The organism is Candidatus Ponderosibacter sp. Uisw_141_02, from assembly GCF_048087665.1.
Lineage (GTDB): Bacteria > Pseudomonadota > Alphaproteobacteria > Puniceispirillales > Puniceispirillaceae > UBA3439.
Genome location: NZ_CP159807.1, coordinates 330,832 through 356,140, shown reverse-complemented (window position 1 = coordinate 356,140; position 25,309 = coordinate 330,832). Strand labels below are relative to the sequence as shown.

Below are 25,309 nucleotides of genomic sequence, written 5' to 3'. Positions count from 1 at the left end.
TAATTGAAATAATAAAAACATGGCGGAGGGACGGGGATTCGAACCCCGGAGGGGCGTTAACCCCAACACGCTTTCCAGGCGTGCGCCTTAAACCACTCGGCCATCCCTCCTTTTGCGCTACTATTTCTCGCCGGAAAAACGGCAGACTGAGACGCACGGTAACAGGCTTGGATCATCATGTAAACCAGCCGAAACAGCCTCGACTAAGCGTTTTCACATATCAATCCCAAAATGTTAAATCTCAACATCACATTCGATTGCGAGAGGCCCACTAAACTTGAATCCAGCCCAACATTTACCATCGCGAGAACGGGCAAACCCGCTGATCAAAAACACTAATCACTAAATAATTTTCTTGTGTTGCGTTACAGTTGTGAACATGATGGCCCTATTATGAGATATTTTTTCCGCATCATTGCAACCCTTGCGGGACTGGTTGCGGCCTATGCTATTTGGCACGATCTGACCAGTAGCTTTAGCGCCAGCGCGCCGCTTGGCAGGTTGTGGTATCTATATAGCCCAACAACATTGCAGGCCACCGAATCCATTATCAGCCGGTATGTTGACCCTTGCGGGTTGATTACGGCATTAGATTGTTCGCCCTTTTTATGGCATCCGTTTATCGTCACCATTCTAGGCTGGCCAGCCGCCTTGGTCATGATCGGATTCAGTATTAAATTCTGGTGGGTTGGTGGCTTGTTTGGCCGGCATTTAACGCGCTCTAAAAAGGCCGCGCGTGTGCTCAAACGACAGGGTGAATAATAGCCGGTGATATGCGGTTCCTAATCGAGTCGCGGTAAAACCTCAAAAAGCCACAAATTTCACCGCCATTAGCCGCACCAAAGACAGGTCAGCGCCTAGCGTTAATTATCACCCATCTTCAAGGCTTCGAAAAAGGCATTTTGCGGAATTTCAACCTTGCCGAATTGGCGCATTTTCTTTTTGCCCTCTTTTTGCTTATCGAGAAGCTTTTTCTTACGGCTGATATCGCCACCATAACATTTTGCAGTTACGTCCTTACGTAACGCCGCAATTGTTTCCCGCGCAATGACCTTACCACCAATCGCGGCCTGCAGTGCCACTTTGAACATTTGACGTGGCACGAGGTCTTTTAGCCTTATGCAAATTGCACGGCCTTTGCCCTCAGCCTGGTCACGATGCACAATCATCGACAAGGCATCAACGAGATCGCCATTCACAAGGATGGACACTTTAACAAGGTCGCCGTCGCGATAGCTATCAAGCGCATAATCAAAGCTGGCATAGCCGCGGGTGATTGATTTCAACCGGTCATAAAAATCAAAAACAACTTCATTCAACGGCAGGCGATAAACAGCCATTGCCCGATTGCCAGCATAGGTAAGGTCGATCTGCTCGCCGCGCCGCTCGGTACAAAGAGTCAGAACCGGCCCCAAAAACTCATCAGGCGTCATGATGGTGGCTTTGATCCAAGGCTCTTCGATCGAGGCAAGACGGCTAACTTCGGGCATATCAGCCGGATTATGCAAATATAGATGTTTCCCATCGGTAAGCGTCATTTGATAAACAACCGATGGTGCTGTTGAAATCAGCTCAAGATTGAATTCGCGGCTCAATCGCTCGCGGATCACTTCCATATGGAGAAGACCTAAAAATCCGCAGCGAAAGCCAAAGCCAAGCGCCGCAGAGGTCTCGGCCTCAAATGAAAAAGACGCATCATTAAGCGATAGTTTTTCAAGCGCCTCACGAAGGCCGCTGAAATCATTTGTATCCACCGGAAATAAGCCGCAGAACACCACTGGAATTGATGGCGCAAATCCGGGCAAGGCTGTGTCGGTCGGGCGGCGCTCTTCGGTGATCGTATCCCCCACTTTTGCATCGGCAACGCGTTTCACGCCAGCATTGATAAAGCCAATTTCACCCGGACCAAGCTGATCAAGCGCAATCGGTTTTGGCGCAAAAACACCAACACGTTCGATAACATGGGTTGCGCCTGTCGCCATCATACGGATCTTCATGCCCTTTTTAAGCACGCCATGACGTACCCGCACCAAGGTCATGACGCCAAGATAGGCATCATACCAGCTATCCACCAAAAGCGCCTGCAAGGGGGCATCCTTGTCGCCAACAGGTGGCGGTAATTTCGTGACCAACGCTTCGAGAATATCTTCAATACCAGCGCCGGTTTTTGCCGATGCCGCAATGGCATCATCAGCAGGTAAACCAATCACTTCTTCAATTTGGGCTTTGACGCGTTCAGGCTCGGCCGCAGGAAGATCAATCTTATTGAGAACCGGCACAATTTCATGATCGGCATTGATTGCCTGATAGACATTGGCCAGCGTTTGCGCCTCGACGCCCTGACTGGCATCAACAATAAGTAATGAGCCTTCACATGCCGCCAATGATCGCGATACCTCATAGCCAAAATCCACATGGCCTGGCGTATCCATAAGATTCAAGACATAGGATTGTCCGTCTTTTGCTTTGTAATCCAGCCGAACAGTTTGCGCCTTGATGGTAATCCCGCGTTCGCGCTCGATATCCATACTATCCAGCACTTGTTCTTTCATTTCGCGGTCACTCAGCCCGCCACAGACCTGAATCAACCGATCGGCAATCGTTGATTTACCATGATCAATATGGGCGATGATGGAAAAGTTGCGGATTTTACTGATTTCGATCATGATTTACTTTGCAATCTGAAACGGGCTAGGATGGCTTTGGTTAGCCCATGCTATACAACAATTTCTGATGAAATACCGCATTTAATCATGGTTCGGGTTAAAGATTCGCGAACTTTTTCCTGTTTCAACCTGCTGCTTGTGCGTATATTATCCATCTCGCTCTGCTGCGATAAGGCAGATATTTCAAATTCTTCAGATAAAGAGAAGCTGATGCCAAGCCTGCGTCATGAAAAATACCGCCCATTTATCGGCCCTGATTTAGGTGACCGTACATGGCCGAGCCAACAAATTAAAACTGCGCCAACCTGGTGTTCGGTTGATTTGCGCGACGGTAATCAGGCTTTGATCGAACCAATGGACAGCGCCCGCAAAATGGCCATGTTCAAAATGCTTATCGCAATGGGATTCAAAGAAATTGAAGTTGGGTTTCCAGCTGCTTCTGATACTGATTTCAACTTTCTGCGCGAATTGATTGAAGGCGGTCATGTTCCATCTGATGTAACGATTCAGGTTTTGACACAAGCACGCGAACATTTGATTGATCGCACGGTCGAGTCACTTCGCGGCGCCCCAAATGCCATTCTACATCTTTATAACTCGACAAGCACATTGCAGCGGCGGGTCGTGTTTAAATCGGATCGCGATGGGGTAAAACAAATTGCCATTGATGGCGCGAAGATGGTTGCTGATCGTCTTGCCAATTTTGGCGCTGGAAATCTGCGCCTGCAATATAGCCCGGAAAGCTTTACCGGAACCGAGCTTGATTATGCGCTTGATGTTTGCGAGTCGGTGATGGAGGTCTGGCAATCAAGCCCAGAAAACCCAACCATCATCAATCTGCCCGCAACGGTCGAGATGTCAACGCCAAATATCTATGCGGATCAGATTGAATGGATGGGTCGTCATTTTTCCAATCGAGATTCGGTGATTTTGTCGCTTCACCCACATAATGACCGCGGGTGCGCCGTCGCGGCAACCGAACTTGGCCTGATGGCGGGTGCCGACCGTGTTGAAGGCACTTTGTTTGGCAATGGCGAGCGTACCGGCAATGTTGACCTGATCACCCTTGGACTGAATATGTTTACCCAAGGCGTTGACCCGCATCTGGATTTTTCCGATATCAACGGGCTGATTGAAACCGCCGAATTCTGTAACCAGCTGTTGGTTCATGAGCGCCACCCCTATGCTGGCAAGCTTGTTCATACCGCCTTTTCAGGAAGCCACCAGGACGCTATTCGCAAAGGCATGGATGCGCTTGCCGAATCTAATGACGATGTATGGGAAGTGCCTTATCTGCCAATTGACCCAGCTGATATCGGGCGGACATTCGAAGCCATCATTCGGGTAAATTCCCAGTCGGGCAAGGCCGGTTCAGCATATCTTCTTGAGGCCGATCACCATATTCGCCTGCCACGCGGTGCCGAAGTTGAATTTTCCGGCATTGTGCAGAACGAGGCCGATACCACCGGCAAGGAAATCACCAGCCAGCGCATCTGGGAACTGGCCGAAGAGCATTACATCAATCCGCAAGGACCATTCAAGCTCGTCAGCTTTGAATCAGGGCGCGCCAGCCGCGCAAGCGATGCCGAGCGGATCACTGCAACGGTGCTTCATAATAGCAAGGAGGTGACCATCACCGCCACTGGCAATGGCCCGATTTCGGCTTTTGTTGATGCGATGCGTGACGAATTCAACCTTGTTTTCCGGCTTGCGGATTTCGGGCAGAATACCCGCTCAGCGACGTCAAAAGCCGAGGCTGCCGCCTATGTTGAACTTGTCGTTGGCGATAATCAATCGGTCTATGGTGTTGGCATTGATACATCAATTACATTGGCGCCGATCCGCGCCGTTGTCAGCGCCATCAACAAGCTGGCAAGCGCCTAAATTCCAAGACTGGACATTGTTTGTTGAAGGCTATCTGCGTTTGGTAAGGCTATCGGCCTTGCCATTGCGGTTTGCGCTTCTCAAGAAAGGCGCGAACCCCTTCGGCAAAATCGGCGCTTACATAGCTTTTCTCGATCAAATCAGCATCATCCGGCAGTGGGACGGCTTGGCGCAACCGTCGCAGCCCCTCGAGACTGGCCTGAATCGTTAGCGGTGCCATTTGTTTCATCCGTTCGGCAAGCTGGTTCGCGCGTGCCATCAAACCATCCTGATCGGGTAAAACCTCATGCACAAACCCACTTGTCAAAAGCGCCTCAGCACCCAGCAATTCAGCGGTTAAAATCATATGCGCAACACGTGATTCGCCAAATAATACCGTTAAACGCCGAAGATTCGATACGGCCAGACAATTGCCCAATGTACGCGCAATCGGCATGCCGGCAACCGCCGCCACGCTGGCAATGCGAACATGCGCTGCTGCTGCAATCACCAGCCCGCCACCCGTAACCGCGCCATGAAGCGCGGCAATCACTGGAACTTGGCAGGATTCGATCTGGCTGATGACGGCTTCGACCTTTGCTTCATAAAGCAAGCCGTCTTCGGTCGAACCAAAGGCGGCGAATTGGCCAATATCGGTGCCAGCGGCAAACGCCTTATCACCTGCCCCTGCAATGACGATGGCTTTGATATGATCACCATCATCGGCAGTGCCTGCTATGGCGCAAAGCTTGGCTAATTCCTCATACATGCCAAAGGTCAGCGCATTGCGTGCCTGCGGCCGGTTCAAGGTTACATGCGCGATACCATCGTCAATGCGGACAAGCAATTCGCGATCAATAGCAGTCATGTCAATTTCCTTCTAGCGATAGAATAACTCGACCAAGAACATTGGAATGGCCGGAACATAAGTACAGATAAGAAGCACCCCAACCAAGACTGCAATAAAGGGTAAATTGACCCGTGTCACTTCCCAGATATTCGCCCGCGCAATCGAACAGGCGGTAATCAGAACCGAGGCCACCGGTGGCGTTTGCTGGCCAATCGCAAGATTTAGCGTCACGACTAAACCAAAATGCACCGGATCAATGCCAACCTGCTGGATCAGTGGCACAACGATTGGCACAACCAGAATAATCGCCGCTGCCGAATGCAGAAAAAACCCAATGATCAGGAAAAACACATTCAGGATCAAAAGAATGACATATTTACTGTCGGTAAAGGCAACCATCTGCGCTGCCAATTCCTGTGGAATCTGCGCCCGGGTCAAAAAGCCACCCATCAAAACCGATGCCGCAACAAGCACCATTACCACAGCCGTTTGCATGCCGCCTTCAAGCATCGCTCGATGGAGCTGCCTAAAATCGACTTCACGATACCAAATGCCAACGCCGATCGCCGCCAGAACAGCCAGACCCGCAGCCTCGGTAGCGGTTACAAATCCGCCAAAGATACCGCCAAGAATGATGATTGGCAGTAAAAATGTAGGGCCAGCTTCGATTGCTGCATGACGAAGGCGCGGCCAGTTAAACGCTTCTTCAACCGGTAAATTATACCGTCGTGCAAACCACCAAGACACGCCCATAAGTCCGATTGCCCCCATCAGACCTGGAATAAAGCCAGCGACAAATAGCTGTTCAACCGACGTATTGGCCGATACCGCATAGAGGATCATTGGAATTGATGGCGGAATAATGATTGCAAGCGATGCCGATGATGATGTGACTGCAGCCGCAAACGGCGCGCCGTAACCACGTTTTTTCATCTCGGGGATCATGATTGATCCCAAAGCAGCAACATCCGCCACAGCCGAGCCTGAAATTTCGGCAAAAAATAAGGAAACCCCAATCGAAACCATGGCCAAACCGCCACGAACAGCGCCAATCAGCGCCGACACAAATTCGATCAATCGCCGCGTCACACCACCCGCATTCATAATGGCGCCAGCCAGAACAAACATCGGGATGGCAATCAGGGAGAATTTCGTCGAGCCATCATACATATCAAGCGCGACCGTTACCAAAGATGATGGGCCTTCGGTTATTAACAATCCAAGAACACCAGCGAGCGCCAAAGAAATGGCGATCGGCACATTCAGACAAATCAGACCAATCACGGCCATTAAAATAATGAAAATCAACATATCAATTTGCCCTTAATGATCGTTCAGCGACTGGCCAGCGGCCACCGCGCGCCAATAGCCCGGGATGCTTAGCAATTCGCAAATAATGAAAAGAACCGCCGTCACCGGAATAACCGATTGGGTAAATTGCACCGATATCCATGTCAGGCTGACAAGGGATTCACCTTCAAGGATCATCACAACTTGATATCCAGCCCATGCCATCAAGACAAAAAAGCCAATGACAAAGGCTTCAGCAACAACGACACCGATCATGCGAAATTTGGTTGGCAGCATCAATAAAACAGAATCAACGCCAATATGTTTGCGCTCAAGGGCGGCAAGACAGGCACCATAATAAGTGACCCATGACAATAGCACCGCTGCCACTTCATCATACCAAGACAGCGAATCTCCGGCGATCCGATATAAAACAGCAATAACAACAACGGCGGTCAGGACGATCATTAAAAAAATCAGAAACCATTCCAGCGCTCGTGTCATCACACGTTGCAATAAGTTTGTTTCCACACTAGTCACGTCAGTGATCCCCCCCCTGACTTTTTTGCCGTCCAGTTTCTTCTGGTTGCCGGCGTGTTTTTGGCAATTCACAATCTTCAAAATATCAAAATAAGTAGACCAGCCATCGGGGCCATTAACCCTGATGGCTGGATTTTGTTTTATTTCGCTGCGTTCTGTACTTTCGAAATCAGCGCATCACCACCTTTTACAGATGATGCATAATCGTCATAGATTGGCTTTGACGCGGCGATGAAAGCTGCCTTGTCAGCCACATTAACAGCAACCCCAGCATCCTTGATCACGGTCAACAGCTCATTTTCAAGACGAGCAGCGGTTTCATAGACATAAGCCTGTGTTTCAACGGCGGCTTCACGCAATGCAGCCTGAACATCGGCTGGCAGTTTACCAAAACCACTCTTTGAGGTCAGGACATAAGCAGGCGTGTAAACATGGCCGGTGATTGACAGATATTTCTGCACTTCTTGGAATTTTGCTGATGCAATCTGTGCATATGGGTTTTCCTGACCGTCAATTACGCCTGTTTGTAGGGCGGTAAAGACCTCAGAAAATGACATTGGTGTTGGGTTCGCACCATAAAGTTTGAACATCTTGACTCGCCAAGCGCCCTTTGGTGTGCGCAGCTTGATGCCTTGCAGATCGGTTGGCACATTGATCGCACGGGTGTTGTTAGTGATATGGCGGAAGCCATTTTCCCAATATGACAAAATATGATAGCCCTTGGCACCAGCCGCATCTTGGAATGTATCACCTAATGCCGCTTGCACCTTTTTCATATGGTCGCGGCTCTGGATGATATACGGCATTTCGAAAACACCAAACTCGTCCGATACCGATGACATCACTGATGATGGCAATGAAAAATCAATCTGACCAAGCTTTAGCTTTTGCAGCAATTCTTTGTCTTTACCAAGCTGGCTTGATCCAAAGACCTGTACCTCAGCTTTGCCGGCCAGCTTTGCATTGGCGATCCGCGCAAATTCATTTGCTGACATATCAAACAACGAACCAGGCTTGCCAACATGGCCAAATTTCAGCACCATATCTGCCGCATTGGCTGACGTTGCCATAACCGCAGTAACAGCCGTCACCAGAAGCGTTTTTACGATGGATTTCATGTTTCTCTCCCATTTCATCCCATTAATGTTTGGCACCAGCTTTGGGGATGGCAAAACTGATGTGAGTCTTCTAATCGCCTTTCAGCAAATTCATGGCGGCGTCAACACCACCTTTTTGATGCGGAATATTAGCAAGTGACAATCCCATCTCGACACCACTTAATGTGCCAAGAAGCATGAGATCATTAAAGTCACCCAAATGTCCAATCCGGAACACCTTGCCAGCAAGCTTGGCCAAACCATTGCCAAGTGACATGTTAAAATTCTGCAACACGCCAGCGCGGAAAGCATCGGCATTATGCCCATCAGGCAGCAAAACTGCGGTCAAGGCGCTCGAATAATCCTTTGGCTCCTGACACAGAACTTCAAGACCCCATGCCTGCACGGCCTTGCGCGTTGCGGCGGCGTGCCGGTCATGCCGTTTAAACACATTATCCAGCCCTTCTTCATGCAACATATCAATTGCTTCCGCCAAGCCGTAAAGAAGGTTGGTTGCCGGGGTAAATGGGAACGCGCCATCCTTATTTGCCGCAATCTGTTCTTCCCAATCCCAATAGCTGCGGCGCATGCCGCCGTTGCTGGCAACGGCCAGTGCCTTTTCCGACACTGCGTTAAACGAAAGTCCGGGCGGCAGCATCAGGCCTTTTTGCGAACCAGCAACGGTGACATCAACGCCCCATTCATCATGCCGAAAATCAATCGAGCCAAGTGACGAGATTGTGTCAGCAAGCAACAGCGCATCATGGCCCGCATTATTCATCGCCAAGCGCACTTCATTAACGCGCGATGTTGATCCGGTCGAGGTTTCGTTATGGACGATACAAACGGCCTTGATCTTGTTTTCCGAATCATCGCGAAGCCGATCTTCAACCTGTTGCGGATCAACACCGCGGCGCCAATCAGTGGCCAGAAATTCGGTTTCAAGCCCCAAGCGAGACGCCATTTTATGCCAAAGCGAGGCGAAATGCCCCGTTTCAACCATCAGCACCAGATCGCCTTCTTGCAGGGTATTCACCAATGCCAATTCCCATGCGCCCGTGCCCGATGCAGGGTAAATCACCGCATGGCTGTCCGTCTTGAAAATCGTTTTCATACCGGCCAAGCATTTTGCCCCGATTTCCGCAAATTGCGGGCCGCGATGATCAATGGTCGGATAGTCCATCGCACGAAGCACCCTGTCAGGCACATTTGTAGGGCCGGGAATTTGAAGGAAATGACGGCCAGCGGCATAGGGTGTAGGCATTGAATTGGTCTCCGATCATATGCACGGTATCTGTTTTTCATTGATAGTGTTTTTGTTACCATCAATAAGGTTGAATGTTACATATATTTTGTATAACAATACAACAAAATTGTATACTAAAATTCGGAGCAAAAAATGGCTGACGGCAGTGGCTTCATCGGGTTCGATCGCTTACGGCGATCTATTTCTGGTGAATTGTTTGATGATGGGTTCACGCGCGGTCGCTATGCGACCGATGCGTCGATTTATCAAATGATGCCGCATGCTGTTGTTCTTCCAAAAACAATTGCTGATATCGAAGCAACCATTGCCTTTTGCCGTGAACAGGGCATGGCGCTATTGCCGCGTGGTGGCGGTACGTCGCAATGTGGCCAGACGGTCAATCACGCGTTGGTTCTCGATAACACAAAATACCTCAATTCAATTCTGGAACTCGATGTCGAAAACCGGCGCTGCGTTGTTGAGCCCGGGATTGTTCTTGACGAATTGAACCGTCAGTTGAAGCCGCATGGGCTGTGGTTTCCGGTAGATGTTTCCACCTCTAGTCGGGCAACCATTGGCGGCATGACTGCCAATAACAGCTGTGGCGGCCGATCCATCCGTTATGGCATCATGCGCGATAATGTACTGGCGATTGACGCCATTCTTGCCGATGGCTCCCATGCGTCATTTGGTGCTTATGATCCAGCTGCGGCAAAACCCGCCGGACGGCTTGGCGAAATACTGCCTGACCTTTTAGCGCTTGGTGAAACACATGGCGATGAAATTCTATCCAGCTTTCCAAAGGTGCTTCGCCGTGTTGGCGGCTATAATATCGACTCGCTTATTCCCGATGCAATGGCACTTCGCCCCGATGGCAAAGCCGGTGACGGCATAAATCTTGCGCATCTTTTGGTTGGGTCGGAAGGCACGCTTGCCTACTCAACCGCGATCACGTTGAAATTATCACCCCTTCCCGCCCGCAAGGTGATGGGGCTGTGCCATTTTCCCACTTTTTATAAAGCCATGGATGCCGCCCAGCATCTTGTGACGCTTGATCCAGTTGCGGTGGAATTGATTGATAGCACCATGCTTGATCTGGCGCGGTCGATTTCCATTTTCCGGCCAACTGTCGAGACTTATATCAAAGGCAAACCGGCCGCCATTTTGGTGGTTGAATTTGCCGAAGAAGACCCGGCCGAAAACACCCACCGTCTTGCCGCGCTGGAAACAATGATGGCTGATCTTGGCTTTGGCTGGGACAAACCCGCTGCCTTTACCGGCGGTACGGTTATTCTGACCGAAGATAACGATCAGGCGCGCATCAGCGAAATGCGCAAATCCGGCCTGAATATCATGATGTCGATGAAAACCGCCGCCAAGCCAGTATCTTTTGTCGAAGATTGCGCTGTCGCGCTTCCTGATCTTGCCCAATATACTGACAAGCTGACGCGGATCTTTACCAAATACAACACAACCGGCACATGGTATGCGCATGCATCGGTTGGCTGTCTTCATGTTCGCCCTGTACTGGATATGAAAAACGCTGATGATGTTGCCGCCATGCGGGGCATTGCCGAAGATGCCTTCAAACTGGTCAAGGAATATGGTGGCTCGCATTCAGGCGAACATGGTGATGGCATTGCCCGTTCCGAATTCAACGAAGTAATGTTTGGCACCAAAATGGCCACCCTATTCCGGCAAGTAAAACAGATGTTTGACCCACAGGATATTTTCAATCCGGGCAAAATCACCAATGCACCAAAGATGGATGATCGTTCGCTTTTCCGGTTTTCACCTGGATATAAAATTGATGATTTTCCAACCCGATTAAATTGGGACGCATGGCCTGGCAAGGCTGGCGGGCTGCAAGGCGCGGTTGAAATGTGCAATAACAACGGGGCGTGCCGCAAATTGGATGGCGGGGTGATGTGCCCGTCTTTCCGCGCAACACGCGATGAACGCGATTCAACAAGAGGACGTGCAAATAGCCTTCGCCTTGCCCTATCGGGCCAGCTTGGCCCAGCGGCATTGGCCAGTGACGATATGGCAGACACGATGAAGCTTTGCGTATCTTGCAAAGCCTGTAAACGCGAATGCCCAACAGGTGTCGATATGGCGCGGATGAAAGTTGAAGTGACCGCGCTTCGCACCGAGGCAAAAGGCCTGTCGCTTCATGACCGGCTTGTTGCCCATCTTCCCGATTACGCTCCTTATGCGGCAGCGATTGCACCGTTGATAAGATTGCGTGACATTGTCCCGGGGTTGGCTTGGCTAAGCGAAAAAATAACCGGTTTTAGCGCCCGCCGCCCCTTACCACGCTGGCAAAGGCGCTGGTTCCGCAATCATGAATTGCCAAACACCCCTGCCGATAAATCATCATCAGCGACAGTTAAACCGCCAGTATTGCTTTTCATTGATAGCTTTAACCGCTATTTCGAGCCGGAAAATATCCGCGCAGCGGTTCGAGTTTTGCAGGCGGCTGGATATGATGTCTTTACCCCCATGCCCGATGGATCCAAACAGCCACTTTGTTGTGGCCGTACCTTTCTATCCACCGGCATGATTGACCGCGCTCGCCATGAAGCCAACCGGCTGGTTAACGCCATGGCACCCCTTGCCAAGCTTGACATCCCGATTGTTGGGTTGGAACCATCATGCACCTTGGCGCTTCGTGATGAAATTCCGGCCTTGTTGAAAAGCAAAGATGCCTTTGCCGTTGCCGATGCAACATTAACGTTCGAAGAATTGCTGGCACGCGATAAACCAAAACTGCCCTTAAAAAGCGGAAATGCCAAAGCCCTTCTTCATGGCCATTGTCACCAAAAGGCATTTGACGCAGTGCGCCCGATCGAAGAGGTGCTGTCATGGATTGACGGCATGGCGGTCGAAAAAATCGAAACAAGCTGTTGCGGCATGGCCGGCGCCTTTGGCTATGGCGCCGACACATTTGACGTATCGATGAAAATGGCAAATGCCACGCTTCTTCCCAAAATTCGCGACTCTGCATCTGACACGGTCATTATTGCCGACGGTACATCATGCCGCTGCCAAATCAAGGATGGCACCGCACGGGAAGCAAAACATGTCGCGATTATCCTAGACGAATGGATGAAAGCGACTGATAATATAAAAAAAGATAATTAATCATCAGGATTTAGAATAGATGGATAGATTACCATCAGCAAAAATCAGAGACTCGCTTGAACAGCGTATTGTCGAAGGCGAGCTTGGCAATGGCAAACGCCTTGATGAAACTGAATTATCCGACTTTTACGGCGTGTCGCGAACACCGGTTCGTGAAGCGCTGCAACGGCTAGCCGAATCTGGCCTTGCCGAACATCTGCCGCGCCGCGGCACCTTTGTTCGCGCGCCAAGTCTGAGCCAGCTTGTTGAAATGTTTGAAGTGATGGCCGAGTTGGAATGTATGGCCATCCGGCTTGCCGCACGCCGCGCCACCATCGATGATATTGACGCGCTGGAAAAGGATAATGAAACCTGCCGCGCGGCGGTTGCTGCTAATGACACCAAGAAATATTACGAGGTCAATGCCCGTCTTCATAGCCGCATTTATCAAATGTCTGGCAATAGCTTTCTGGCCAGCGAAGCGCGCCGCCTTCATGATCGTCTTCGCCCTTTCCGCCGCCTGCAATTACGGGTGCGTGGCCGGATGGAGGAATCAATGGCCGAACATGATATCATTCTGGCGGCACTTCGTGATGGCGATGCCGACCGCGCTATGGAAACCATGAAAAAACACATCACCATTGTTGGCGTCCGATTTAATGACCTTGTTTCAAGCTTTAACCGCATCATGGGTGATGAGTAATCATCTACACAAAGATAACCGCGCCATAATCCCGAAAATCCCTGTGATTCTTGGCAAAACAAAGTCCCAAAATTGATCTGAATGCGGCCATTTTTGTTGGAAGCCACCAAGGCTTGTGCCATGATTCAGCAAAGTTCAATCAGCATATATTGATCGCCGCAAAGGTGACAACCAAAGGGGAGCCAAGCATTTGTCAGATACAAATAAGTTAAATGGCGGGCAGGTTATAATTGATTATCTGATCAAAGAAAAAGTGCCTTATGTCTTCGGCCTATGCGGCCATGGCAATATAGGTCTAATTGATGCAATGCATGAACGCCAAGATGATATTGGCACAATCTCGGTTCACCATGAGAGCGTTGCTGGTTTTATGGCCGATGTCTATTATCGGGTATCGGGTCAGCCAACCGCAACCTTCACATCATGCGGCCCGGGTTCGGCGAATCTGCCGATCAGCCTTGGCAATGCTTTTTTTGACTCAGTTCCGTTTCTAGCAATTACCGGCAATGTGCCAACAAGCCAGTTTAATCGTGGTGCGTTTCAAGAAACTTATCGCCATTATCAGGCTGATTTTCCGTCAACGGTACAGGCCTATTGCAAACGCGTTTACCAACCCACCCGTGGTGAACAGGTTCCACTTATGATGCGTCAGGCATGGAAAACCATGACAACTGGACGCCCGGGTCCGGTTGTTCTTGATGTTCCTTTTGATATTTTCAAAGAAGCCGCAGCGAGTGAAACCCCTGATCCGGCGGCATGGTCAGCCAATATTTCATCGCGTTGCGGTGCCGACCCTGATGGAGTGGTCAAGGCCGTTGATATGCTGCTATCTGCCGAAAAGCCAGTGATTGTTGTTGGGCAGGGTGTTCGCTATGGCGGCGCGGCAGATGAATTGCTGGTATTGGCAGAACGGCTGCAAATTCCGGTTGCGTCATCAGCAAGCGGGCTTGGTGCCATACCGGTTCAGCACCCCTTATCCCTTGGGCTGGTGCAGCGTGGCGGCACTTATCAATCAAACCATGCTTGTCGGCAGGCCGATGTTCTGCTGGCGCTTGGTGTCAGATTTGATGACCGCACCTCCAGCTCTTGGATTCCCGGCTATTCCTTTACCATTCCGCCAACAAGATTGATCCATGTTGATATTGATCCTGAAGAAATCGGTCGGAATTATCCAGTTGCGCTTGGCCTGATGGCTGATGTCCGCACCTTTCTTCGGCAAATATTAGCAGAGCTTGACCGCCGCGGCCATAGCGGTGAGCCAACAGCCGCAAGCCGCAAATGGCTGGCAGCAATTGATGGTTATCGTGCTGAATGGAACGCCTTTACCGCACCTGGCCACAGTGATGACAGCAGCCCGATCAACCCACAGCGGGCAGCAATTGAAATTGACAAAGCGCTTCCCGAAGATGCCATTCTGGTGAGTGATATTGGCGTGCATCACAATTGGTTACTGCAATTTTGCAACCCGACCCGACCTGATTCATTGATCGGATCAATGGGGTTTGGCCCAATGGGATTTGGTGTTGCTGGGGTGATGGGTGCCAAGCTGGCCGCGCCAGACAGGCCTTGTGTTTCGGTTTGCGGTGACGGGGCGTTTTTTATGCATGCCAATGTTCTGGGAACCGCGGTTGAATATAATATTCCGGTTGTCTGGGTGGTTTGGAACAATTACGCCTATGGCTCGATCCGTGGCCTGCAACGGGGCTATCTTGATAACCGCGAGCTGGCAACCGATTTCCACCATCCCGATACCTGCCTTCCCTATAATCCCGATTTTGCCGCAATGGCCAGATCAGCCGGTGTTGAAGGTGTCAGCATTGACCGTGCTGGCGATCTTGGCGACGCCATTCTGGCCGGAATCAAAAGCAATCGCCCCTATCTGATAGATGCCAATATCAGCGGTGATTTAAACCCGCCCGGGGCAGGCGTTTGGGAGATACCCGGCCTTGGCGTGAATAAACCCGCAATTGGCGAACGCTATATTCCGAAATAAGAACAAGCCAGAGCCAAGCCAATATTACCTGCGTGACGCCAGATGATTTATGTAACCGTTTTCGCCTGTTCGCGAAGTACGGTTTTTTGAATCTTGCCTGTCTGGGTTTTTGGCAAGGTAGAAAACACAAAATGGCTTGGTAATTTATAGCTTGCCAGATGCTCACGGCAAAAAGCGCGCAAATCATCAATATCAGGTTGATCCACATTCGGCTTTAAGGTGATGAAAGCGCATGGCGTTTCGCCCCATTTATCATCAGGGCGGGCGACCACCGCCGCTTCCATAATATCGGGATGCTGGTACAGCGCTTCTTCCACCTCAAGGCTGGAAATATTTTCACCGCCCGAAATGATGATATCTTTTGATCGATCCTTGACCTCGGCATAGCCATCGGGATGCATTACCGCAAGGTCACCGCTATGAAACCAACCGCCAGACGATGCTTTTGCGGTATCTTCAGGGTTTTTAAGATAGCCCTTCATAATCGTGTTGCCGCGAAGCATGATCTCGCCAATGGTTTTGCCATCAGCAGGAACGGGAACCTTTGTTTGCGGGTCGACCACCCGATAATCGCCTGCCAGAACATGCGGCACGCCTTGACGCGCCATTTTCTGCGCCCGTTCGGCAAGTGGCAATTCTTCCCATTCGGCCTGCATTTCACAAATCAAAGACGGGCCATAGGATTCGGTTAAGCCATAAAGATGGGTGATTTTGAAACCCATCGTTTCCATATCATCAATGACCTTGCTTGGGGGTGCCGCGCCGCCAGTGGCAATTTGAACCGGAATTGTTTTGGCGGTCTTTGGCTTGGCCTCATCGGGCGCATGAATCAACATCGACAGCACAATTGGTGCGGCCGCCATATGCGTTACATTTTCCGCATCGATTAACCGGAACACTTCGGCCGGATCAATTGCCCGCAAACAAACATGCGTTCCACCAACCGCCGTTACCGCCCATGGATGCGTCCAGCCATTACAATGAAACAAAGGCAAAGTCCAAAGGTAGGTGCTGCTGGTGCTAAGCCCCATCGCCAAAACATTGCCAAGCGCATTTAATGCGGCCCCGCGATGCGAATAGACAACACCTTTCGGATTGCCGGTTGTTCCTGATGTATAGCTAAGCGAAATCGGCATGGTTTCATCTTGCAAATCAAACAGGGGCGTTTCTGCCAACCCGCCAGCAAGAAAACTTTCATAATCAACATCACCAATCATCCGGCCAAGATCGATAGCCGGATCATCAATGCAAACCACCCTGATTTTGCGATCACAGATTGCCAGCGCCGCCTCGGCAACATCGGCATATTCGCGGTCAACAAACAGCATCTGGCTCTCGCCATGATCAAGAATGGTTGCAATTGTCTTGGCATCTAGCCGTGTATTGATTGTGTTCAGAACCCCGCCTGTCATCGGCACGGCAAAATGCAATTCCAGCATTTCCGGCACATTCGGACATAAGACCGAAACCGTGGTTTGTGGCGCAATGCCAGAACCGATAATTGCCGCGGCAAGCTGTTTGCAACGCTTGCCAAATTCGGCATAGCTTATCCGCCGCGCACCATAGGCAATGGCCGTTTTTGTGGCAAAAACATAGGCAACACGGTTAATAAAATGCACTGGTGACAGCGGCTGCATATCAGCCCCTTGCATATCCAATACGGCGAATGGTGATCCAGATGACATATCAGACATCGCTTAAATCCCCCCTTGATTCAGATTAATCATGGCCAACACCCCAACCCCAGAAATCATGATCTGTTTGTTGTAAAAACCGGCTGATAACCATCTGATGCACTTCGGTTGCGCCATCAACAAGCAATGCCTGACGCCCATAGCGATAGATCCATTCCAAAACCGTATCAGTTGAATAGCCGCGCGCGCCACAAATTTGAATAGCGTCGCTTGTGACCCGATTCAATAATTGCGACACATGGATTTTCGCAATTGAAATATCTTGGCGTGCCTTTGACCCCTGTTCAATCCGCCATGCCGCGCGCATCACCATGACACGGCCAATCTCGATATCCATCGCTGCCTGACCAAGCTTCATCTGAATCGACTCACGGTCAATCAGCTTGATGCCAAAACCAGTTCGGTGCGCCGCATAATCAGCCGCAATATCAACCGCACGTTTGGCCAGCCCAAGCCAGCGCATGCAATGCGTTAACCGAGCAAGCCCAAGCCGGATTTGCGTCACCTTCAGGCCTTTGCCCTCGCCCATCAGCACGCGGTCATCATCAAGTTCCATGCCATCAAACACCAATTCACAATGGCCGCCATGTTCTTCTGGCCCCATGATGCCAATCCGTCTTTCAATGCGCCAGCCCGGATCATCACGGTGAAACAAAAAGGCGGTTAACCCATCACGCGCACCATCACCTGTTTTGGCCATCAAAATAAAATGCGCCGCCTCGCCAGCACCGGTAATATACCATTTGCGGCCATTAATGACCCATTTGCCATTCACCCGCTGTGCCGTTGTTTGGATCATGCTTGGATCGGAACCACCACCGGGCGCAGGCTCGGTCATGGCAAAGGACGACCGCACATCACCATTGATAATTGGTGTCAGCCAGCGATCTTTTTGCGCTTGGGTGGCAACTTTATTCAGAATATACATATTGCCGTCATCCGGTGCAGCACAATTGAACGCAACCGGCCCGAAGATCGAATAATTCATGGCCTCATACAACACCGCCATGCCGGTTGGCCCGTAACCAAGCCCGCCCTGCTCACGCGGAATTTGTGGTGCCCATAAACCAGCCGCCTTGACCTTGGCATGAAGCGTTTGCAATACCGCCATATCAATATTGCCGTAGGAATCGTAATTCTTCCGATCAGCTTCAAGCAGCACGATTTCATCGCGGACAAAGGCGCGCAACCGATCGTGATCGGCCTGTAATGCGGCATCAATTGAAAAATCCATATTTCGGCAATCCTATTCTTTTCAAAGCGGTAATTTATTTAAACTTTTCGTTCGGGACTTTATCTCTTCTCGGGATCTCTTTTCGGTGTCCTATCTCTTTTAAAGGCTGGCACTCATGCCACCATCAATGGTCAGGGTTTCACCCGTCATATAGCTGTTGGCTGGGTCCAGCAGAAATAACAAAGCTGGCATCAATTCGGCAGGGCTGGCAAAACGGTGAAGCGCGGTACGTTTTTGCAGCTTTATGCCAGCCTCGCTTACTAGAAAATCACGGTTTAGATCGGTCATCACATAACCAGGTGCCAGCGCATTCACCCGAATATGGTCGCGCGCAAGCTCAATCGCTGCCGAACGTGTCATCTGCATGATTGCCGCCTTGCTGGCTGCATAGATTCCGGTATGCGGCAATGGGCGATGGCCTAGCACTGATGCTATATTCACAATAACCCCGCCACCAGCCGCCTTTAGTACCGGAACCGCGGCCTGCAATGTCCATAGGCTGCCAAGAAAATTCGTGTCAATGACGCGCCTTACATCATCTTCACTGCTGGCATGCAATGCGGCGGTCACCGCGATGCCGGCATTGTTCACAAGCCCATCAAACCGGCGGCTGGCAAGCCCATCTCTAACCGCATCAGCCTTGGCCACATCGGCCAGAATCAGATCATGTCCCGTGCCCGACAAATCGGCAATCATCGCCACCAATGCCGCCTCATCACGGCCAAGCGCAAGAATGGTTCCGCCAGCATCGGCAATGGCGTGACAAAATAAGGCACCAAGGCCGCGCGCGGCACCAGTGACCACAATCGTCTTTCCATGAAGTTTTCTGGTCATGCACTTTCTCCGAAACCAAAATTTATCATGAAGTGACCTGAAGTTGAGTTAAAATGGATAGCATTCATAGCAATCATGCAAGTTAGCGTCTTTTTCGTTTCATCACTTGAAACAGCCTAGTAAACTTACGCTAGCTGAGCCAAGATGGTCAAAACAATCTTGCCATCTACCCCTTTGCTGACCTTGCAAATCGCAATTTCACCCGATCATTGTTAAATCAGAGCTATGTGATGACGAATTTTACGACCGGCGCCGACAAAGCACGTGATGCGTCACTATTGTCATCACTGACAATATGGCTGCAAACCGCCGCCCCGCAGATTGGCGCGCCGATCAATTTGGACAAATTTTCAAGTGGCCAGTCAAACCCGACATATCGGTTGCAAACCGATCTTGGCGAGCAGGATGGCCGGTTCGTTCTCCGCACGCAACCGGCCGGCTTATTGCTGAAATCAGCGCATGCGGTTGATCGCGAATTTCGCGTCATGAAAGCATTGGATAAAACATCAGTACCGGTTCCGGGGATGATTGCCGCTTGCGATGATCCAGATGTTATTGGCATGAAGTTTTTCATCATGCGTGAAGTTGAAGGCGACACCCTGTTTGATCCTGCCTTGGCAGGCTATGCTGGTGCTGATCGGCACGCCCTGTTTCATGCCAAAATTGATGTTCTTGCCGCAATGGCACAGCTTGACCCGATTGCGCTTGGACTTGGAGGCTTTGGCAAACCATCAGGCTATATTGACCGCCAGCTTGGCACATGGACGCGCCAATATCGCGCCAGTGAAACCGAGCCGATTGCCGCGATGGAATTTCTGCTTGCCGAACTGCCAAATTGCCTTGATGGAGATGTTCCCGGCTTTTGCGTCATCCATGGCGATTTCCGGCTGGATAATCTATTGATCCAGGATCAGGTCAAGATCGCTGCCTTGATTGATTGGGAGTTAAGCACCCTTGGACCGGCCTTTATTGATCTTAGCTATTGGTGTGCGATGCTGCGCATGGATGCGAAATGGCCAATTGGTGGGCTTGGCGGCATTGATCGGGGCAGTCTCGGCATTCCAGATGAAGCCGCGCTGGTTACCGCCTTTTGCGCCAAAACCGGTCTTGAACGTCCGGCAAATTGGGACGCGCTCATCGCTTTTCAATGTTTCCGTTTTGCCGCCATTTTACAAGGCGTTCTGAAACGTCACCTTGATGGCAATGCGTCGGCGGACAATGCCGCGTCGGTTGGCGGTCAAGCCAAAATGGTTGCCGGTCTTGGTGAAGATATCCTGGCAGATTATATCGCCAAAAAAGGCTGATTACGATCAGCGCGACAGGGATTTCATCCAGTCATGAAGCCGCGCACCATCATGGTGATTACCGTCGCATAAACAATCAACAAGATTGAAATGGTGCAGACCGCCGCAACCATGAAACTGGGCGTTGTCACCACGTTGGCAAAGCGCCTCTGCCATGACCCATGATTGGTCGATCCAGCCAGAAGGCTCGGCACCGCCAACCGCAATATAATAGGCAGGCCCAACCGCCGGCATATGGGTTAAACAATTCCATTTATGCGCCTCGTCTTTGCTAAGACGCACATCTTCATTGACAGCCAGTTCCAGCACCAATTCGGTTTCATAAATGCCTGATAGCGCAGCAATCCCAGCAAGCCGGTTCGCCAATTTTGGGTGATGCGACAAATGAAGCGCAATAAGCGCACCGGCCGAATGACCAAACATGATAATCGGTTGATGATGGCCGCCTGCATCAAGCATTTTCATCACCTCGTCAATGCCAGTGCCAAGATGCGTCATCATCTGGGTCATGCTTACATCAGGGCAAAGCGGGTAATTCATATTGACCAGCCCAAATCCACTTTTTGCCAGATCAGCCATATGATGATTTATATCGGCCTTATCAAGCGCCCGCCAATAGCCGCCATGAAAATTGATGATGATTGGCCGGTCTTCGCGCCCCGGATGAAAATCATAATTCATCAAATGGTGCGCGCCATAGGCTAGATCAAAACGACCGGTTAATTCAGCTTTGCGAATTGCCGATTGATCAGCCCATGCCGCAAGACAAGCCGCAGCCGCATCGCCAACAGCAACGCGCGGATTGAATTGCGATTCCATGCCGTGATCACGCCAAACCTGCCAGCTCATGATGTTGCCTTTGAATCTTGGCGGCGACCATCTTCAATCAGGGGCGGCTTATGCGCTGTCATCGCAACCGCACCGCCGTTCCATTTTTCCACCTCGACAAGACAAGAATGGGCGGCTGGCCCCTGCGCCAATTTTGATGTGCCAAGATCCGGCGTTAAAACATTGGGATTTCCATGATGACAGCTAAGGCCGGACGCACCTGACGGATCGGGATCAAACCATGCGCCGGTACTGACGATCAACACGCCCTGCATCACCTCATCACTGACAGTCGCCCCGCAAAGACATGACCCACGATCATTATAAAGCCGCACAATATCGCCATTTTCAATAGCGCGTTCGGCGGCATCTTGCCGGTTGATCTTAACCGGCTCATGGCCGGCAATTTTTGCGTCACGGCTTATGCTGCCATGATCAAGCTGCGAATGAAGTCGCGCGGTTGGCTGGTTTCCAAGAAGATGTAGCCGCGAGCCACGATCAGGGCTGCCAAGCCATTCAGGCGGTACAAACCAGCATGGGTGCGGCGCACAATCATCATAATCAAAACCGGCAATGGTTTGTGAAAAAATCTCAATCTTGCCGCTTGGCGTTGCCAATGGATTGGCCACCGGATCGGCGCGGAAATCAGCAAACATGACATGCGCTGTTGCCGGCGGTGGTAATTTAAACCAGCCATCTTTGCGAAACGCATCATAGCTCGGCAATTCATGGCCTTGCTCGGCTGATGCCTGTTTGGTGACATCATAAAGCCAGCGTTGCCAATCTTCGGCAGAGCGGCCTTCGGTAAAGGCGTTTTCGGCACCCATTTTGGCGGCAATGCCGCGGAAAATTTCATAATCATCACGCGCATCACCAACCGGCGCAATCGCCGCCTGCATCGACACGAAATAATTATCCATTGGCGACATGGCGATATCGGTTCTCTCAAGTGAGGTGGTGCAAGGCAGAATAATATCGGCATGTTTGGCAAGCGCGTTCCAGCACCATTCATGCGCAATGATTGTGTCCGGCTTGCGCCAGCCAGCCAAAAGCCGCGTCAAATCTTGGTGATGGTGAAACGGATTACCACCGGCCCAATAGATCATCTTGATATCGGGATAGCGATAGCGCCCGCCATCATAATCAAACTCATCACCCGGATGAAGAAGCATATCGGCAATGCGGGCAACAGGGATAAAGGTTTTGACATCATTTTTGCCTTGCGGCATCGCGGCAACCGGCAAACGCTGGATATGATTGCCTACCGTATTCACCGCCGAATAGCCAAGCCCAAATCCACCACCGGGCAATCCAATCTGGCCAAGCATGGCCGCTAGCGTAATCCCCGCCCAAAAAGGCTGTTCGCCATGCGCCTGCCGCGTCAATGACCAGCTGAATGACAGCATCGTCCGTGATTTTGCCATGCGGCGGGCAAGCGCTTTGATTGCCTCGGCATCCATTGCGCAGATGGCACCAGCCCATGCAGCATCTTTGACAATGCCGTCAATGGCACCGGTTAGATAGTCGGCAAATTGGTCAAAACCAACACAATAGCGATCAAGAAAGGCACGGTCATGCAAGCCTTCGTCAAACAGCACATGGCAAAGCCCGATCATCAACGCGGCATCACTATTCGGGCGGATCGACAGCCACGCAGCATCGACATCATCAATCATGTCTGAACGAAGCGGCGAGACTGAGATAAATTCAACGCCATTTTTATGCGCTTCTAGAATCGATTCCTTTTGAATATGACGGCCAAGGCCGCCTTGCCCAATCTGCCCGTTTTTCAGCGCCACCCCGCCAAAGGCAACAAATAGCTGGCAATGATCACGAACCGATGTCCAGCTTGTCTGATTATAGATATAATTGCGGAAATGGCCGATCACATGCGGCACAATCACCTCGGCAGCGGCAAAGCTGTAGGTATTGACCGATTTGGTATAGCCACCAAGCGCATTTAAAAACCGGTGCAATTGCCCGGGCGCATGGTGAAACCGGCCAGCGCTTGCCCAGCCATATGATCCGGCATAAATCGCCTCATTCCCATGCGCGGCGATGACACGGTCAAGCTCGGCAGCGACAATCTGATTTGCCTGATCCCAGCTAACCCGCACAAATGGATCAATCCCGCGCCGTTCGGGATGGCTTCTCGGCCCTGACTCAAGCCAGCTTTTCCTAATCATCGGCCCCATGATACGCGATTCATTGTCAATCACATCAACAATGCCTTTGCCAATTTCGCTTGGGTCAGAATCTTCGGCAAAATGGCTAAGGCCAGTCAAACGACCATCCTTGACATGGGCGTGATAGGTTCCCCAATGTGCGCTGGTAAGGCTCATCTTATCGCATTCCTTATTATTATCATTAAGGGCTGGCATCATCTCGGCTCGCCAGCATGGCTTACGCATCAATATGCTAAGAACAATACGCCACTGCTGGTAAAAATCTATCCAAAATCAAACAAGCGCAAAAATAGCGTTGCTGGCATTTATCGTCGCCTTGGCAAGATCTGTATTTTTTTGTTGCCATCGCTGGCAAGAAAACCACATTAATAGTTAACGCATTAATCTTTGTTTTTTCATTACGGCAACCGGATGGCCTTTATGTCAAACCCAGCTTCACCCGATCTTCCCATTTATGAGCTTTATGCTATCCGCTATGCCGCCCGCGATGCGGTACGAAGCGAACATTTTATTGGCGGCGATCCGCATGATGGCCCCATGCCAATGGATTATTTTGTTTGGCTGGCCAAGTCAGATGATCATATTGTGGTGATTGATACCGGTTTTACCGCCGAAATGGCGATCAAGCGCAAGCGCGATTTCATTCAATGCCCGATCCAGACTTTGGCCGATTTCGGTATCGCTGCCGATGCGGTGGATGATGTTGTTCTGACGCATCTTCACTATGATCATTCGGGCAATTTTGACCGGTTGCCGAATGCACAATTCCATCTTCAAGAACAAGAGCTGCAATTTGCCACTGGCCGCTATATGCGCTATCCGCAATTACAACATGCGTTTGAACTGGATGATGTTTGCGGCATTGTTCGGCTTAATTACGCGCAAAAGGTCACTTTTTATGACGGTGATGGTGATTTATCGTCAGGGCTGCGGCTGCACCGAACGGGTGGCCATTCGGCAGGGTTGCAATTTGTTTCGGTTCACACCAAACGCGGCTGGGTTGTTCTGGCATCGGATGCCAGCCATTATTACGAACATATGCAGGATTATCGCCCCTTCACCATTGCCTTTCATGTTGGCGAGATGATGGAAAGCTTTGACCTGCTGAAAAAGGTTGCACCGAGCCCCGATCATATCATTCCAGGACATGATCCAAAGGTGATGGAACGCTATCCTGCTGTTGCTGGCAAACAAGGCTTGATGGTTCGCCTTGATGAGATGCCGAAACAATAATCGCTAGGTGCGGCTATCCCAATAGTCGTTGCCATAATCATGCAGGATTTCATCACCAGCTTTAATATCGGCAAGTGCGATGAATTCGATAAAGCGATTATCATCATCGGCAATTTGCCATTCGGCATTTGGCGGCGCACCATGATTATAAATCATCCCGCAGCCCAAAACGCAAAGATAGTCGCTTTTCACATCGGGGCTTATGAATAGATAATCATTCAGCCGGTTGATTTCCTGCAAATCATCATCATCAATCACAAGATAGGAACAGCGTTCGATAACGCTGCCTTTTGGCAGATCGACACAAGCAAAAACACCAAGCCCATGAAGCTTTGAGTCACGAACCTCGATCAATGCGGTCTGAGCATTGGCTAATTTGGAAGGTGGTGTCATGAAACGTCTCCATTTGGGCATTGTATCAGCTTGGGCGCGATTACATTACCAGTGATCATAAACAGGTTTGACAAAGATCGTCAGTACCAAATCATCCGGCCATGATGGGCGGCAAGGGTTTTTTGATAATCCTGTTGCGTTGGGTCGTTTGACCAGCAAAGATAGAAAAATCACATGCGTGGTTTGTCCATTGCGCATTTCAATGTCTTTATTCATTTTCACCGAGGCCTAT

At 50.6% G+C, this 25,309-nt stretch carries 20 protein-coding genes and 1 tRNA gene; 7 read left to right on the top strand and 14 right to left on the bottom strand.

Annotated features, from left to right (window positions below):
• Positions 1-20: 20 nt before the first annotated feature.
• A tRNA-Ser gene (locus ABXT40_RS01780) sits at positions 21-110 on the bottom strand.
• A 283-nt stretch (positions 111-393) separates the two neighbouring features.
• Here ABXT40_RS01780 and ABXT40_RS01775 point away from each other — a divergent pair.
• Positions 394-762: a hypothetical protein gene (locus ABXT40_RS01775; RefSeq protein ID WP_443646128.1), complete on the top strand. Its 369-nt coding sequence runs from the start codon at positions 394-396 to the stop codon at positions 760-762.
• Positions 763-863: 101 nt separating this feature from the next.
• On the opposite strand, the gene lepA is transcribed toward ABXT40_RS01775, so the two are convergent.
• Entirely contained in the window at positions 864-2,666 is a 1,803-nt protein-coding gene (lepA, locus tag ABXT40_RS01770) for a translation elongation factor 4 (RefSeq protein ID WP_443646127.1), read from the bottom strand.
• 210 nt (positions 2,667-2,876) lie between these two features.
• Here lepA and leuA point away from each other — a divergent pair, with 210 nt between their 5' ends.
• Positions 2,877-4,550 (top strand): 2-isopropylmalate synthase, encoded by a 1,674-nt coding sequence (leuA, locus tag ABXT40_RS01765; RefSeq protein ID WP_443646126.1) that lies wholly within the window; start codon positions 2,877-2,879, stop codon positions 4,548-4,550.
• 49 nt (positions 4,551-4,599) lie between these two features.
• On the opposite strand, the gene ABXT40_RS01760 is transcribed toward leuA, so the two are convergent.
• The 5 genes from ABXT40_RS01760 to ABXT40_RS01740 form a co-directional block, all read right to left on the bottom strand.
• Complete coding sequence (locus ABXT40_RS01760) at positions 4,600-5,397, bottom strand: enoyl-CoA hydratase (RefSeq protein WP_443646125.1); 798 nt, start codon at positions 5,395-5,397, stop codon at positions 4,600-4,602.
• Positions 5,398-5,409: 12 nt separating this feature from the next.
• Positions 5,410-6,690: a TRAP transporter large permease gene (locus tag ABXT40_RS01755; protein WP_443646124.1), complete on the bottom strand. Its 1,281-nt coding sequence runs from the start codon at positions 6,688-6,690 to the stop codon at positions 5,410-5,412.
• Positions 6,691-6,702: 12 nt separating this feature from the next.
• Positions 6,703-7,173 carry a TRAP transporter small permease gene (locus tag ABXT40_RS01750; protein ID WP_443646123.1) on the bottom strand — a complete coding sequence of 157 codons (471 nt, stop codon included), beginning with the start codon at positions 7,171-7,173 and terminating at the stop codon, positions 6,703-6,705.
• A 176-nt stretch (positions 7,174-7,349) separates the two neighbouring features.
• The gene (locus ABXT40_RS01745; RefSeq protein WP_443646122.1) at positions 7,350-8,327 is read right to left on the bottom strand and encodes a TRAP transporter substrate-binding protein; all 978 of its coding nucleotides are present in this window, start codon (positions 8,325-8,327) and stop codon (positions 7,350-7,352) included.
• A 70-nt stretch (positions 8,328-8,397) separates the two neighbouring features.
• The gene (locus tag ABXT40_RS01740) at positions 8,398-9,570 is read right to left on the bottom strand and encodes a pyridoxal-phosphate-dependent aminotransferase family protein (protein WP_443646121.1); all 1,173 of its coding nucleotides are present in this window, start codon (positions 9,568-9,570) and stop codon (positions 8,398-8,400) included.
• 135 nt (positions 9,571-9,705) lie between these two features.
• Between ABXT40_RS01740 and ABXT40_RS01735 the strand changes: the two genes are divergently transcribed.
• The 3 genes from ABXT40_RS01735 (at position 9,706) to ABXT40_RS01725 (ending at position 15,371) form a co-directional block, all read left to right on the top strand.
• Entirely contained in the window at positions 9,706-12,696 is a 2,991-nt protein-coding gene (locus ABXT40_RS01735; RefSeq protein ID WP_443646120.1) for an FAD-binding and (Fe-S)-binding domain-containing protein, read from the top strand.
• 19 nt (positions 12,697-12,715) lie between these two features.
• Positions 12,716-13,378 (top strand): GntR family transcriptional regulator, encoded by a 663-nt coding sequence (locus ABXT40_RS01730; RefSeq protein WP_443646119.1) that lies wholly within the window; start codon positions 12,716-12,718, stop codon positions 13,376-13,378.
• Positions 13,379-13,568: 190 nt separating this feature from the next.
• Entirely contained in the window at positions 13,569-15,371 is a 1,803-nt protein-coding gene (locus ABXT40_RS01725) for a thiamine pyrophosphate-binding protein (RefSeq protein ID WP_443646118.1), read from the top strand.
• Positions 15,372-15,418: 47 nt separating this feature from the next.
• Here ABXT40_RS01725 and ABXT40_RS01720 read toward each other — a convergent pair whose 3' ends face one another.
• The 3 genes from ABXT40_RS01720 to ABXT40_RS01710 all read right to left on the bottom strand — a co-directional run bounded on the left by ABXT40_RS01720 (position 15,419) and on the right by ABXT40_RS01710 (position 19,133).
• Positions 15,419-17,056 (bottom strand): AMP-binding protein, encoded by a 1,638-nt coding sequence (locus ABXT40_RS01720; RefSeq protein ID WP_443646945.1) that lies wholly within the window; start codon positions 17,054-17,056, stop codon positions 15,419-15,421.
• Between the two features lie 34 nt (positions 17,057-17,090).
• On the bottom strand, positions 17,091-18,299 hold the full coding sequence (locus ABXT40_RS01715) for an acyl-CoA dehydrogenase family protein (RefSeq protein WP_443646117.1): 1,209 nt from the start codon (positions 18,297-18,299) through the stop codon (positions 17,091-17,093).
• A gap of 99 nt (positions 18,300-18,398) precedes the next feature.
• Positions 18,399-19,133: an SDR family NAD(P)-dependent oxidoreductase gene (locus ABXT40_RS01710; RefSeq protein ID WP_443646116.1), complete on the bottom strand. Its 735-nt coding sequence runs from the start codon at positions 19,131-19,133 to the stop codon at positions 18,399-18,401.
• Positions 19,134-19,363: 230 nt separating this feature from the next.
• On the opposite strand from ABXT40_RS01710, the gene ABXT40_RS01705 reads away from it, so the two are divergent.
• Positions 19,364-20,437: a phosphotransferase family protein gene (locus ABXT40_RS01705; RefSeq protein ID WP_443646115.1), complete on the top strand. Its 1,074-nt coding sequence runs from the start codon at positions 19,364-19,366 to the stop codon at positions 20,435-20,437.
• A gap of 6 nt (positions 20,438-20,443) precedes the next feature.
• Here ABXT40_RS01705 and ABXT40_RS01700 read toward each other — a convergent pair whose 3' ends face one another.
• Together ABXT40_RS01700 and ABXT40_RS01695 are read right to left on the bottom strand one after the other, a co-directional pair.
• On the bottom strand, positions 20,444-21,286 hold the full coding sequence (locus ABXT40_RS01700) for an alpha/beta hydrolase (RefSeq protein WP_443646114.1): 843 nt from the start codon (positions 21,284-21,286) through the stop codon (positions 20,444-20,446).
• On the bottom strand, positions 21,283-23,607 hold the full coding sequence (locus ABXT40_RS01695; RefSeq protein WP_443646113.1) for a molybdopterin guanine dinucleotide-containing S/N-oxide reductase: 2,325 nt from the start codon (positions 23,605-23,607) through the stop codon (positions 21,283-21,285). Before ABXT40_RS01695 ends, ABXT40_RS01700 begins: the two co-directional genes overlap by 4 nt.
• 264 nt (positions 23,608-23,871) lie before the next feature.
• Between ABXT40_RS01695 and ABXT40_RS01690 the strand changes: the two genes are divergently transcribed.
• Entirely contained in the window at positions 23,872-24,684 is an 813-nt protein-coding gene (locus ABXT40_RS01690) for an N-acyl homoserine lactonase family protein (protein WP_443646112.1), read from the top strand.
• A gap of 3 nt (positions 24,685-24,687) precedes the next feature.
• Here the strand turns inward: ABXT40_RS01690 and ABXT40_RS01685 are convergent, their stop codons facing one another.
• On the bottom strand, positions 24,688-25,077 hold the full coding sequence (locus tag ABXT40_RS01685; protein ID WP_443646111.1) for an SET domain-containing protein: 390 nt from the start codon (positions 25,075-25,077) through the stop codon (positions 24,688-24,690).
• Positions 25,078-25,122: 45 nt separating this feature from the next.
• Positions 25,123-25,293 (bottom strand): hypothetical protein, encoded by a 171-nt coding sequence (locus ABXT40_RS01680; protein ID WP_443646110.1) that lies wholly within the window; start codon positions 25,291-25,293, stop codon positions 25,123-25,125.
• Positions 25,294-25,309: the final 16 nt, after the last annotated feature.